General features: G+C 48.6%; 9 protein-coding genes. 2 read left to right on the top strand and 7 right to left on the bottom strand.

Features of this window, described 5'->3' with window-relative positions; translation table 11 throughout:
• The first annotated feature begins 32 nt into the window (after positions 1 to 32).
• Both DXD78_RS12040 and DXD78_RS12035 read left to right on the top strand, forming a co-directional pair.
• Positions 33 to 917, top strand: a complete 885-nt coding sequence (locus tag DXD78_RS12040; RefSeq protein ID WP_009037042.1) for a TraB/GumN family protein — start codon at positions 33 to 35, stop codon at positions 915 to 917.
• 440 nt (positions 918 to 1,357) lie between these two features.
• A complete protein-coding gene (locus DXD78_RS12035; protein WP_009037043.1) occupies positions 1,358 to 2,884 on the top strand; it encodes an ATP-binding protein in 1,527 nt (508 codons plus the stop codon).
• Positions 2,885 to 2,962: 78 nt separating this feature from the next.
• Here DXD78_RS12035 and DXD78_RS12030 read toward each other — a convergent pair whose 3' ends face one another.
• The 7 genes from DXD78_RS12030 to DXD78_RS12000 form a co-directional block, all read right to left on the bottom strand.
• Complete coding sequence (locus DXD78_RS12030) at positions 2,963 to 5,206, bottom strand: GH92 family glycosyl hydrolase (protein WP_009037044.1); 2,244 nt, start codon at positions 5,204 to 5,206, stop codon at positions 2,963 to 2,965.
• A gap of 295 nt (positions 5,207 to 5,501) precedes the next feature.
• On the bottom strand, positions 5,502 to 6,473 hold the full coding sequence (locus DXD78_RS12025; protein ID WP_009037046.1) for a glycoside hydrolase family 130 protein: 972 nt from the start codon (positions 6,471 to 6,473) through the stop codon (positions 5,502 to 5,504).
• A gap of 23 nt (positions 6,474 to 6,496) precedes the next feature.
• Positions 6,497 to 7,807: an MFS transporter gene (locus tag DXD78_RS12020; RefSeq protein ID WP_005835491.1), complete on the bottom strand. Its 1,311-nt coding sequence runs from the start codon at positions 7,805 to 7,807 to the stop codon at positions 6,497 to 6,499.
• Between the two features lie 21 nt (positions 7,808 to 7,828).
• On the bottom strand, positions 7,829 to 10,099 hold the full coding sequence (locus DXD78_RS12015) for a GH92 family glycosyl hydrolase (RefSeq protein WP_005828868.1): 2,271 nt from the start codon (positions 10,097 to 10,099) through the stop codon (positions 7,829 to 7,831).
• 166 nt (positions 10,100 to 10,265) lie between these two features.
• A complete protein-coding gene (locus DXD78_RS12010) occupies positions 10,266 to 12,248 on the bottom strand; it encodes a BT_3987 domain-containing protein (RefSeq protein WP_009037048.1) in 1,983 nt (660 codons plus the stop codon).
• 38 nt (positions 12,249 to 12,286) lie between these two features.
• Entirely contained in the window at positions 12,287 to 13,441 is a 1,155-nt protein-coding gene (locus tag DXD78_RS12005; protein WP_005828870.1) for a DUF1735 and LamG domain-containing protein, read from the bottom strand.
• 9 nt (positions 13,442 to 13,450) lie between these two features.
• A complete protein-coding gene (locus tag DXD78_RS12000; protein WP_005835485.1) occupies positions 13,451 to 14,464 on the bottom strand; it encodes a glycoside hydrolase family 18 in 1,014 nt (337 codons plus the stop codon).
• Positions 14,465 to 14,474: the final 10 nt, after the last annotated feature.

The following is a 14,474-nucleotide window of genomic DNA, read 5'->3' as shown; positions in this document are numbered from 1 at the left end:
GATAGTCCAGAAACTATTAAAAGAAGAAAACAATGAAGAAACTTTTAGGCATCCTCTTATTCATCAGCATTGCGCTGAGCGCCAATGCACAACTTTTATGGAAAGTATCCGGTAAAGGATTAGAGAAACCATCCTATATTTTCGGTACTTATCACCTCTCTCCACTCAGTATAAAGGACAGCATTGCCGCCATGCCGCAGGCCATGAGCGAAACCGCCCAAGTCTACGGGGAAGTTGTGATGAGCGAAATGGCGACTCCCGCCTTCATGCAAAGCATGCAACAGCAGATGATGATGCCCAAAGACACCACGCTGCAAAGCCTCTTTACTCCCGAACAATACGAAGAAGTAGGCAAAGCCATCAAGGAAAACATGATGGTGGACATTGCCATGCTGGCACAACTGAAACCGGCTGCCATCAACCAGCAGCTTGTCGTCCTGCTCTACATGAAACACACTCCGGGCTTCAACCCGCAAGAACAGCTTGACACTTACTTCCAGCAGCAGGCCGCACAGCAAGGCAAGAAAATTGGCGGTCTGGAAACAGCCCAGTCACAAATAGACATTCTGTTCAACAGCCAGACGCTGCAACGCCAGGCAAGCCTCCTCTACTGCGCCATCAGCGACATTGAGAAAGGTATCGACCAAAGCAAACGCCTGATTACCGCTTATGAAAAGCAAGACCTGGACGCCATGTTGCAACTGATGGAAGAGCGCGACGGCAATTCATGCGACCCGCTGCCCGGTGAGATGGAAGCCATGCTGGATAACCGCAACAAGGCATGGGTTGAAAAGATGCCTGCCATCATGACGGAAGCCCCCACCCTTTTCGTAGTCGGTGCCGGACACCTGCCCGGAGACAATGGAGTGTTGAACCTTCTGAAACAACAAGGATATACCATAGAAGCCATGAAATAAATCCTCTAACAATTCTCTCTAACAACAACTTTTAATGGCAGACTATACAAAGCGTGACGGTCAAATACCATCACGCTTTGTTTGCATATACACTTTATTGTCCTCATCATACCGTACATCCCGAAAAATATACTACTTTTGCACCAAAGTCTTGGCTGTTATAGTGATAACGTCACTTTTGACTCGATTCGATAAGAACGCAAGAAGCGAAAGTTATTATCCCTGCTATTCGGAATCTGGAAAATTCTCTTAAACACCGCAGGATAATAGCAACAGTTTCTTCACGTCTATGTTATTATATACTTAGGCGTGGGGGCTGTTGTCTATTAACGGTGTGGGCATTTTCCAGAGCCTCGAATGCAGATAGACAATAACAGTCCTCGCGCTTTTTATATAATAACCTTCGTCAATGGGGACAGACGAAATGAAAGACACCGCGTATGCATCTTACATTATTTGGAGAAGTACAGTTATTTCTGTTAATTGCCGTTACATCTGCAAGCTTTCTATACTGGATAAATCATAAATACAAAAGTCTGAACAGACAGATTATCCGGGCAATAGACATTCCAGTATATCTGCTGAACAGACAAGGTATTGTCGTAAAACTACTTAATACACCTACCGAAAAGGCAAACAGACTTCCGTTCCTGAATCCGGGAGTTCTAAATATCAATAATTTAGTGACAGACGCCGATGAATGCCGGAAATACATGACGTCGCTGTTACGCGTACTGAATACCCGCACTTCGGACAGCCTGACCCTAAAGATAAGAATAGAAAGTGGTGAGAAACTATATATCGCAGTGCGCATGGTCTACCTCAACAGAAATTATGTCATAGCCTTCATACGCGACATTACGGAAGATGAAGTCCAACGCCGGGAAAACGAAAAATACCGTTTCTTCCTTGAAAGTATTCTGGAGAACCTCCCCATCGCCACTACAGTAAAAGATAAAAACGATGAAGGACGTTACCTGATATGGAACAAAAAAGCGGCAGAGATGATGGAAGTCCCCGCTGAGGATATTGTGGGACACTATGAAGAGGAGTTCAAACCCCTAATGCAAGATAATTTCATCCAAGAGACAGACAAAGAAGTTGAAGAGTCGGAAATTCCCCAGTCCTACATCAAACACTTTGTCAATCCCAAAGGCAGAGAGTATATTCTGTCGTTTCACAAAACGCTGGTGTCCTACAACAAAGGAAAAGAGAGGTGGATTGTCAGTTCTGCACTGGACATCACCGAACTGCTGGCAGCCAAAGAGAAAGCAGAAGAAGCCAACCGCCTGAAATCGGCTTTTCTCGCCAACATGAGCCACGAGATACGTACTCCGCTAAACGCCATCGTCGGATTCTCCTCCATACTTTCCGATTATATACAAGACGAAGATACAAAGGAATACATACATATCATCGAAGAAAACACCCAACTGCTGCTGCAACTGATTAATGATATTCTCGACCTGTCACGCATCGAAGCTGGCATTCTCGAATTCACAGAAGGAGATATGGATGTAAACAAGACGCTTGATGAAATGCAGACGATGGCAAAACTGAAACTTCCGTCCGAAGTCAGTATACGTCTCCTGCCCGGTGCGGATTACTGTATTATTCACACAGTCCCCAAACGGGTAAGACAAGTACTGAACAACTATCTGTCAAACGCCCTCAAGCATACGGAAGAAGGTTTCATCGACATTGGTTATCACCTGCCGCAAGAAGACAGGATTCGCTTCTTTGTCCGTGATACCGGTTGCGGCATTCCTCCTGAAAAGCAAAAGGATGTATTCGAACGCTTTGTCAAGCTAAACAGTTTTAAACAAGGCACGGGTCTCGGACTCTCCATCTGCACCATGATTGCCGAGAAAATGAACGGAAAAGTGGGCGTCAGCTCTATTCCGGGGAAAGGTTCCGAATTCTGGTTCGAAATACCCTATCAACCTGCCGGAAGCCAACCTGCATAGAAAAGCCCGCCACTGACATGAACTCTGTCAACGACGGGCAACCTAAACCATCACCGATGCTATCCTGACTCACAATACCTATCGAAGACTAAATCGCAGTTTTCCACTCTGCACCAGTTCTTCATGAGTGATACGATATCGGGACAGTTTTTTTCCTCCTAGTTCCATTTCACGGATATAAAGCGACTCTGCCGACGGGCGTTCCGTCTCTATCACCAGTTGGTCGCGTCCCCAATACTTAGGGTCGAGCTTTATGGTCACCTTATCAAATACCGGAGTAGACAGCGTATAAGCCGGTTCTCCGGGACAATCCGGATAAAAGCCCATCATATTGAAGATAGCCCAAGCAGACATCGTTCCGGTATCATCATTGCCGGGAATTCCGTCGGGGGCATTCTTGAAATACTTCTGCAAAAGGCGGTGCAGCTCTTTCTGCGTGCGCCACTCCTCACCCTTGAAATAAGAAAAAAGATGGGCGTATGCAATGTCCGGTTCGTTGGCAGGGTCGTACAGTCCTTCGTCGAACACACGCTGAAGCTTGTCTACGAACGGCTTCTTTCCACCCATGAGCCGGGCAAGCCCTTTCACATCGTGGGGAACATAGAAAGTATAGTTCCAGGCACAACCTTCGTGAAATCCGGGGTTCGGCTCAAAGTTCTCTCCCTGCCTCGGGTCGAAAGGAGCATAGAATTCACCGTTAGGCAGGATAGGACGGAAAGTACCGTACTCCTTACAGTAATAATGCTTGTAGCCCAGCGAACGTTCGTGGAACAGACGGGCATCCTCCTTCTTGCCAAGCGCAGCGGCTATGCGCGACAAGGCATTGTCGGCAATATAGTATTCCAGGGCATGTGAAACGGAATTGTCATACTGCTCCCGCAGGGGCACATATCCCAATGACACGTAGTCGTCATTGTCCGGTCGGAGCAGATTCTCCGCTCCCGGCAGGGTGGCTCCCTTGCGCATGGCTTCGTAGGCCAGTTCTATATCAAAGTCGCGCAGACCTTTCAGCCAGGTGTCGACGATGACGGGAATGGAAGGGTCACCTTCCATGGTCAGCGTCTCACGTCCGTAGAGTTCCCATTTGGGAAGCCAGCCGTGTTCGCGGTACATGTCGAGCATGGAGCGCACCATCTGCAATTGCCGTTCGGGATATACCAGCGTAAGAAGCTGGTGCACATTGCGGTAAGTGTCCCACAAAGAAAAGACGGTATAACGGTCGCCTTGGGTAGTCAAAATCTTATCACTCTCCATAGCGGGGTATTCCCCGTTCACATCTTGCAGGATATTGGGATGTATCAGCGTATGATAGAGTGCCGTATAAAAAACGGTTTTCTGCTCTTCCGTACCTCCTTCCACAAGGATGCGCGAGAGGTCATCGTTCCAGCGGCGACGGGCTTCTTCCAGCACTTGACCGAAGTTCTTTCCCTGCTGCTCGGTATCCAGATTGAGGCGGGCATTCTCCATGCTCACAAAAGAGACTCCCATCTGTACTTCCACCTGCTCGCCTTCTTCGGTATCGAATGTAAGATAGGCGCCGATATCATCTCCCGCCAGTTCCTTCTGGTAGCGGGTGTAAAGTTTGTAGCGTCCGTTATCGGGGTCCCATTCGGCCTCTACACCGGTCATGGGGCGCTGCTTCTTCCAGTAGCCCGAAGCGGCGGGCTGCTTGTTGACACGCATCACAAAGTAGATGGGAAAAACGGCTTGTGGGTTGTAGCAGAAAGTACCCAGCAGCTTCATACCTTCAAACTCGCATTTACCCGTCTGGCGCAGAAAAGCTCCCGATTCATTGGTCAGGCCTTCGCCCAGGTTCAGCAGCACATGGCTCTGCCCGGCAGGAAAGGTGAAACGCGCCACACCCGTGCGAGGAGTTGCCGTCACTTCCGTCTTCACATTGTAGCGGGTCAGGAAGTTGCTGTAATATCCGGGGGATGCCTGCTCGTCCTTATAGCGGCTTCCATATTCCTTATAATCTACGGACAGCTCTCCCGTAGTGGGCATCAGCAGCAGAGAACCCAATTCCGGACAGCCCACACCGCTCAAATTGACATGCGAGTATCCGGTAAAGAAACAATTGTGATACTCATAGGGAGTAGACCACCAGCGGGCATCTTTATCGTATTTGTTGTCCTCCGAACCCATCACGTTGAAGGGCACTACGGACATCATTCCATTGGGACAGACGGCTCCCGGATTCGTGGTACCGAAGTTGGTGGTACCGACAAAAGGATTCACATAGTCCGCAGGATGCTTCTCCGCAGCCATAGATGCCGTGAGCATTCCAAAGGAGATGATACAGAAAGTAATCAGTCGTTTCATAATATAGTAAGGATTTGTTCTTTATTAGTTAGTGAGCACGCTACCCATGCCGGTGTCATTGCATGCACTCTGCAAAGTTATTGCAAACGGTCTGCAGTGACACTGCAAACTACTTTGCAGTAGCGCTGCAACAGTTTTGCAGTGACGCTGCATCAGCTTTGCAGTGGCGCTGCAACGGCTTTGCAGTAGCACTGCAAAAAGCATGCAGTATCTTTGCAGTGACATTACACTAAGTATAAGACAGTTACGGCAGACGCTTTTCAGCAATACCAAGCACCCGCCAACTGCTTGGTGCTTACAAAATACTTGTGCGCTTCGTGAACTCCAGAATCTCGCGGATATAGCCAAAAGCAAGCCCCACTACCGTATCGGCTGCACCGTAGTATACAGCTACACGTTCTCCATCCTGCAATGCTGCGCAAGGGAACACCACATTGGGTACATCGCCTGCCAGTTCGTATGGAGCAGCCGGCGCAAGCAGATACTCACGGGTGCGGTAGAGCAACTTGGCAGGATTGTCCTTATCCAGAATAGCTGCTCCCATGGAGTAACGGAAACCGTTACAAGTGGTTATCACGCCATGATAGAACATCAGCCAACCCTCGTCCGTGAGGAACGGTACCGAACCTGCCCCTATCTTGGTACACTGCCAGGCACTTTCGGGGAAAGGCGTAGGAGCCATCACATGGCGGTGTTCGCCCCAGAATTTCATGTCAGGGCTGAAGCTAATGTAGATGTCGCCAAAAGGAGTATGTCCGCTATCGCTGGGACGGCTCAAGAGCGCATATTTGCCATCGAACTTCTGAGGCAACAACACACCGTTGCGGTTGAAAGGCAAGAAAGCATTCTCGCACTGGAAGAACTCCTTGAAATCGAAAGTATAGCCGATGCCGATGGTGGGGCCGTAGTAGCCGTTGCACCACGTAATCCAGTAGCGGTCCTCAATCCATGTCACGCGCGGATCGTATTTATATTCGGACTCTATCATGTCCGTATTCCCGGCCTTGAACTTGATTGGCTCATGCTCTATTTCCCAGTGGATGCCGTCCTTGCTGAAACCGGCAAAGATATTCATCTGCACCGCCCGGTTGTCACAACGGAACACACCGGCATAACCATCCTTAAACGGAACCACCGCACTGTTGAAAATGCTGTTCGACGACGGAATATGGTAGCGGTCTATTACGGGATTCTCCGAATAACGCCACATTACATCCTTACAGCCTGCCGGCCGTTCTTCCCAAGGCATTGTGATTTTGTTGCTCATAATTGCTCTATATTATTAATTGGTTATTGTTGTTTCTTCTCATCGGCATACGTAAATGGTATGAAGTACGTAATGAGGAACGCCGGAATGGTGGCAAACAGCGTGAAGGTAAAGAACGCCTCGTACCCCAACCAGTCGCTGACAAAACCGCTGATTGTGCCCGGCAACATCACACCCAGATTCATGATGCCCGAAGCAAAGGCATAATGTGCCATCTGGTGCTTTCCCGGCGCCACCTGCTGCATCATGAACAAAGTCAGTCCCACAAAACCAAAACCATAACCGAAGTACTCGAGCACGATGGCACTACCTATCAGCAACCCGCTTTCCGGCTGGTACATGGCAAGCAGGGTATACGCTACAAAAGGCAGATTGAAGATGCAGCACAGAGAGAACAGCGTCCGCCGCAATCCCCGGTGCGAAATGTAATAGCCTGCCAACAGTGACCCCAGCACAAAGGCTGCCGCCCCATAAGTGCCGTAGTACAAACCTATCTGCTGCTCATTCAGTCCCAAGCCACCTGCCGAACGCTCCGCCTTCAAGAAAAGAGGGACAATCTTCATGACAAAACCCTCGGCAAGGCGATAAAGGATAATGAACGCTATATAGTACCAGATGTGCTTCTTCAAGAAGAAATCCTTGATTACCGCCACCAACTGCTCCCACGTCTCTCTTGCCGACTTGGCGCCGGATGCGGCCGCACCGCCCGATGGCAGCATGCGCATGTGGTAGAAGCCAAGCAGCAGCATCACCGCCGCCAATATCAGCATCACCGTCATCCATGCATGCCGGGTAGCCTCGTGGCGGACTGCCTCTGTGGCACCCTCCACCCCACCGAAACCTACCAGCAAGGCACCTGCCAGCCAGACCAACCCGCCGGACGCCACAATCTTCGCTATATTGTAGAAGGCTCCCTGCCAACCGATATACTTGGCCTGGTCCTGCTTGTTCAGTTCCGACATGTAGACACCATCCGTAGCCACATCGTGCGTGGCTCCGCTGAAAGCAATCACTGCCAGCAGCGCAATGCATATCGCAAAAAAGAACGGTAACTGCAACGCCAAAGCCACCAGAGCAAAACCTGCTCCGGTAACCATCTGCGTCAGTACCACGAAAAACTTCTTCGTCTTGAACATTTCAAGGAACGGACTCCAAAGGAACTTCAGCGTCCAGGGCATCATGATGAGCGACGTCCACAGAGCAATCTGCGCGTCACCGATACCCATCCCCTTGAACATCAGCACAGAAACCATGTTCAGCACCACGAACGGCAATCCCATGGCGAAATATACGGTGGGGACCCACGATATAGGATTATGATTTTTTCGGCTCATCCCTTCTGTATATTATCTGTGTCACTTCAACGGTTCACTGCCCATAGTCAGCTCCAGCGTACCGCCGTCCACTATATCCTGATGCGTGAAGAATGGAGTCTCCAACTTATTGCCGTTCAGCACAATGCTCCGCACATACTTGTTGTCGCGGCTGTTGTTGTGGGCTATCACCTTGAACGACTTGCCGTCTTTCAGATGAACGGTCGCCTCGTTGAACAGCGGGCGTCCGATGGAATATACCGGCTTGCCGGGGCATACCTGATAGAAGCCCATCGCATTCAGAATGTACCATGCAGACATCTGTCCGCAGTCTTCATTGCCCGAAAGTCCGTCGGGGTTGTTGAAGTAAAGCGTATGCAGCACCTCATCCACAATCTCCTGCGTACGCCAGGGCTGGCCTACGTAGTTGTAGAGATGGGCAATGTGATGGCTTGGCTCATTGCCGTGGGCATACTGACCTATCAGACCGGAAATATCCACCGAGGTCGATTCACCTTCCAGCTTGGAATCGGCCGTGAACAGAGAATCCAACTTGCCGATGAAGGCGTCGCGTCCTCCCATCAGTTCTACCAATCCGTCCACATCGTGGGGAACGAACCAAGTCCACTGCCATGCCGTACCTTCGCAATAGTCATCGTTACGGTGATTGGAAGCGCGGGGGTTGAAAGGCGTACGCCAGTTGCCCTCACTGTCCAGTCCGCGCATGAAGCGGGTACTCGGATCGAAATAAACTTTATATCCCTCGGCAAAGGCCGCATACTTATCGCGGTTGGCTTCGTCGTCCAAGGCACCTGCCAGTACGGAGATGCACCAGTCATCGTAAGCATATTCCAGTGCTTTTGCCACGGACTCATTGTCCTTATCGCAAGGCACGTAGCCAATCTTGTTCTTCCAGTACTTGGCCTGCGGCATCAGATGCGGCACAACCAAAGGATGGGTGATAATACCCGTCGTATCGTATTCTGCCGTACGGAGGCAAGCCTTGTAAGCCTCCTGCACGTCGAAGTTACGGTATCCCTTTACATAAGAATCCGCTATGAGGGAGGCTGCATGATAACCAATCATGGTACCCGTATAGTTTCCGGCCAGTTCCCACATAGGCAGGACGCCGCCCTCGCGGGACTTCTGGATGAGCGAACGGATGAAAGCCTCGTTCAGTTCAGGATCAATAATCGTCATCAGCGGATGATAGGCACGGAAAGTGTCCCATAAAGAGAAAATGGTGTAGATAGGCTCGTCCACCCTGCCTTGATGGGGCTTCAAGTCCATACCAAAGTAACGTCCGTCAGCATCGGTAAACAAGTTGGGCTGCATACCCGTGTGGTAAAGTGCCGTGTAGAACATGGTACGCTGGTCGTTGTCCTTCGTATCGATGTCAATCTTGGAAAGATAAGTGTTCCACTGCTGGCGGGCAGCACGGCGCACACCGTCAAAATCCCATCCGGAGATTTCGGCTTCCACATTCTTGCGGGCACCGTCCATATCCACGGCAGACACACCTACCTTTACCAATACCTCCTCATTGGGCTCCGTCTGGAATTGCAGTAAAGCTTTAGCTGTAGGCAGAAGCGGACCGCCTTCGTCCAATGCCATGGAGTCCGTGACCAGCGTATAGGTAAATGGTTTGGAGAATTTAGCGTAGAAGTTGATATACTGGTCGAAAGCCCAATATACAGTCTTCTTGCGTCCACGGATTTCAGTATCGCTGATTACTTCCAGCTCCATCTGTTCATTCTTCTGGCGCTGGATACTGTAATCCAGGTCGAGGATAAAACCTGCATCTTCCGCTTTCGGGAAGGTATAGCGATGAATCGCCGCACGTTTGGTAGAGGTCAGTTCGGCTTTCACCCCGTAGCGGTCCAAAAATACGGAATAATATCCCGGTTCGGCTGTTTCATTCTCGTGGGAAAAGGCAGAGGCGTACGCCATCTGCTGGCTCTTCGAGCCCATGGAGTGGTAATCCTGCCGACCTACAGTGGGCATCAGCAGCACATCCCCGTAATCGGCACAACCCGTACCGCTGACGTGGGTATGTGAAAATCCGTTGATAGTAGTATCTGCATAGTAATATCCGGAGCAGGCATCCCACTCGTAGATACGCGTGTCGGGGCTGGGCTGAATCATCCCGTTGGGAACTACCGCTCCGGGATAGGTATGCCCATGTCCACCCGTACCGATGAACGGATTGACGTAAGACGCATAGTCCGGTGCCGTCTGGGTACAGCTGCAAACCGCCCCCAGCAGAAAAAGTCCACCCAACAGTATGGAACTAGATTTCATGTTTTTCTTCATATTGTTTATTGTATAAGTAGGTGTATAGCTTCATAATAGAATCTTGTTATATGAGAATGCTTGAGGAGGGCCGCCCTATTACTTTGAGCAAAGCCCTCCTTTGTTTCATGTATGAAAAGGTTCAAGCATCCGTTTTCCGAAACCTCAGTTTACGGAAAACACGGCATCAGCGTACCTTCTTCATCGTATAGTTCTCACTCACGAAGTAAGGAACATCGGGGAAGATGTCGGTCTCAATCTCACCGCCTACATACTTATAGGGATTGATAGCCCATCTGTTGCCCAAGCCATAGATATGCATATCACCGTTAGGAGCAATAGCACCATCCATATAGTAATCATCATAGTTAGGATATGCTTTCCACTGGAAATTCTTGCTGTAAGTACCGAAATGCATCTTGTAGGTAGCAGGGTCTTCAGCATCGCCCTCATGAATGGTTTGCGGATAGATGAGCAGTGCACCGTTATAGTAATCGCAATGCATCGGATACTTACCGGTGATTTCGGGGAAAGTACCCCAGTTGTAAACCACATATCCGGTACCTTCTTCATCCTTCTCTATAATTACATTCTTCTCAAACTCCTGACTGCCTTTCCAATCCCACCAGCGAGGATTGCCTTCTTCATCCACATAGGTAAAGAGAGAGTTACTGGAAGTTACTTTCCACTCGCCGACCAAATCTTCATAACCCAACATTTTGCCCTGATAAGCTTCACCGATACGGCTCCAGTACTTGCCGCTCCACTCCACTTCATCATCAAAAAGTACTTTACTTATTTCCGAAAGCAACGTATAATACTGATACACCAGCGGTTTGGGATTGTAGAACATCTGAATGCCATAACCTTCATCTTTCACTTTCTGGAATTTGCTCTTGTCAAATCCACTCCAACCTCCGTTCAACTCATCATTAATCTTCCAAGGCAGCGGAGCATACTTGGATTTGGGCAGGTTCTCAAAATGAGACTCTTCACGGCCAAAGGCTCCCTCGGGATTCTGATTCTGGTAGTAACCGTAGGTCATATAGTCCACAATGTCACCTACCTTCATACCCTCTACCTCACCGTCTGGAGAGTCGAGCGAACCATATTCATACACACCAATCAACTTGTTGCCAAATACCTGGCGGCACTCATAAACCAAACGCGCGAAGTTGGCACGTGAGCGTGTTTCGAAGCCGGGACCGGGATTGGAGTTGTTGTAGTTGGTGTACTCATCATCAAAGTCGATGCCATCCAAACCATAAATATCCAAGTAGGCTTTCAGTTCCTTGGCAAAGTCTTTGGCAGCAGCTTCCGAAAGGTTACCCATACCAGCCTCGTCATGGTTGCCAAGAATAGTCATAGCCACCTTAATGCCCTTAGCCTGCAAAGGACGGATGAACTTATCCGCATTTCTCAGCAAGAAGGAAACCTGGTCATTGCAGAAAACATGTACGCGACCGGTCTTGCTATCCACATTGATGTTGGCAGCAAAAATGCTGACTACATCAAAGAAAGGCTTTCCGTTGCTCTTCATGGTATATTCACCCATATTCAAGATGTTCTCGTCATTTACTTCCACAAAGCAATGTGTAAGTATATCACCCTTACTGATACTCTCAGGAATAGCAGCCAAAGGCTTTACCAAGTAAATATATTCCTGATTGTTTGTAGAAACTTCCACACCGTTATTGGCAGATGCAGAAACGGCAACAGCATAAGTCTGTCCGATTGTGCCTCCGGCATTGATATTCAGTTCCACAGAAGCCGACTTCTGTTCGCCCGCCTTGATAGTGGCAGTTCCACCGTTCGCCAGGCTCAGCTTATCGGCGGGATACATTTTATAGCTTGTTCCATTCTTCTTATTGTAAGCCTCCAAAACGTCTTCGTCCACTTTGAAGGTCACCGTAACATCCTGCTCTGCAGCTTTGCTCAGTTCAAAATAGAGATGTCCGGTAGCAACCTTGTCGCCAAAAACAGAAATCGGAGTAAGTTCACGTGCACCGGCGGCAGACTTTACATAGCCATACACGCCATCCACAGTATCCAGCTTGTCACTGTTGCCGGTGTTGATGACAACATCATCTTCACAACCGGTGAAGCATATTCCTGCACATGCAAAAGCCATTGCCAGCAAGCCTGATTTTACATGATTCATATATTTCATAATCAATATCTTTTTATTTGAATTAAGGTATAACTAAATTATTTAGCGGGCAGTTCCACAGCAGTCCAAGTCAATGATTCCACTGCAGTAGCATTGTTCTCATTTCCGCTATAATCGTGAATGGCAGTACCGGCGCCCTCATCGAACTTCCAGTAAGAAACCAGTCCGTCAGCATCCGGCTCTACCTGGTAGAAGTGGTCCTTTGCATTGATTTCTGCTGATGTCAACACCTTGTTCCAGATACGCACCTCTGAGATATTACCTTCCAACCAACGGTCACGATTGTATGAATGGCCAATCCAGAATCCGTTACCTTCATCGGTCATGGTCTGGCCCCAGTTCACGACTCCGCAGTCCAAAGTAGTCTCCAGCATATTCTTACCATTGATGTAGATTATAACTGTTTTTGCATCCGCATCGTAGGTCACAGCGATATGTGTCCATTCGTTTGTCGGAATAACCAGACTCTCATCGGTCACATTGCCGCTACTTGTAGCCACCTGCAACTGGTTTTGAGGAATTCCGGCATCACCGATGCGGAGCAGGAACTTACCTTCGATACCCATAATGGAAGTCAGCATCTTGTCAAACTTGCTTACACGAATCAACGCTTCTGCCGTCAGCTTATTCATATTATTGGCTACATCTGGATTGGTCCAAGTTACGTAAACCAGATTCTTGGTAATATCAGGAACCGTATTAATCAATGCGGCACCCTTCAGCACGTAGTACATGGTACCGGAGCTCTTCAAGACTCCGATGCTTGCCTGGTCTACCGTAACCGGCAATACATATACCTTCTCACGGTCCAGCTCCGTCAAGTTCTTGAAGCTGACAGTGATGTCGTCTGAAATGACAGCACCGGCCAAAATGGTAGCCTGCGGAGTTTCTACCGTATAATAGTTTTCCGGCAGAGCCTCGGCTGTGTCATAATAGGTAGCGTTATAAGTAGCTACCAGTGAAGGGTCCGCCTTCAAGGCAATAGTTATATCCTGCGATTCAGGACGAGCCATTGAAATCCGGAATGAACCTTCCGTATCGGAAACAGTGTTTTTCAACAACACAGTACTGGTCATCGCCGAGCCGTTGATATACACCTGATTATCGAAATTCTCAACGTCATTATCATTACAAGCAGCAAATACACCTGCCAATAATGCCATCGATACTAAATATATACTTTTCAGTTTCATGATATTCTTTTATTTTTTAGGAGCAGGATTCATAATATTGATAGCTTCTCTCACGTATTGATAGGTATTGGTAGCATTGTAATAATCATTCTGCATGTTCTCAATAGCCAGACCAGCTTTTGTAAACTCTGCAGACGGTTCTGTCACCCAATAAGCAGCTTCCGACAGAGCTCTCAAAGCATTGTAATATCCGGTAGTCTTATCTGTTGTATCCAGAGAGACGGTAGATGCCGATACAATGAAGCGGTCAGCCGGAACACCGTCTGCCATCAAGGCCTGAAGCGCTTCTATCCCCAGTTGGGCAACATCCGTGACATCATTTGTAATCAAGATGATATGGTCACAAGAAGAGAGCACAGACTGGCCTATCAGGTTGGCAGGATACCCCTGGAACACCAGTTGCTTACCTGAATTGGCACTCTTCCAGTTGGATATCACACCGAAGAAAGTATCCTGATTTGCCTTTGCTTCAGCCTTGTCGGCTTCGGACATGTAGATAGGATTGCTACCACGATACTCGGCTACAATACCGTCGAAAGGTGCTTCAAGAGCTATCAGTCTGTTCAGCTCAGCCGACAGATAAGCCGAGAATGCAGATGTTTCTGTTCCTTCTTTCACCTTGTCGGTATGTTCCTTCAAGATATTGTCATAGCTGATGGAATAGAATACTTTCGTTCCCTTCTCATGTACATTTGCAATATCTTCCAATTCGAATTCCGCCAAATCGGGAGTAGTTGCGATAATTACGTCCAGGCTGTCGGGAACATCCGACATGTGCTGCCCGCGGCTGAAAGGAACTTTCTCACTATTATCAAACCAGCCGTATACAATCTTATGGTCAGAATTCTTGTATTCCTGCAAGTTCTTCAGATACTTGGCATACAGTTCGGGAGACTGTTCGTCGATTCCGGGTTCTTTCAGTTTAATACTCTCTGAATCCGTCCAGTCGGAGCAGGCAGACAATGCCAATACGGAAAAAGCTGCCAGCGCGATTCCTTTGAATGATTTCTTATATAATTTCATAATTATTCAG

This window comes from Bacteroides sp. D20, assembly GCF_003436255.1.
GTDB classification, from domain to species: domain Bacteria; phylum Bacteroidota; class Bacteroidia; order Bacteroidales; family Bacteroidaceae; genus Bacteroides; species Bacteroides uniformis.
This window is presented reverse-complemented; position numbering and strand designations above follow the sequence as displayed.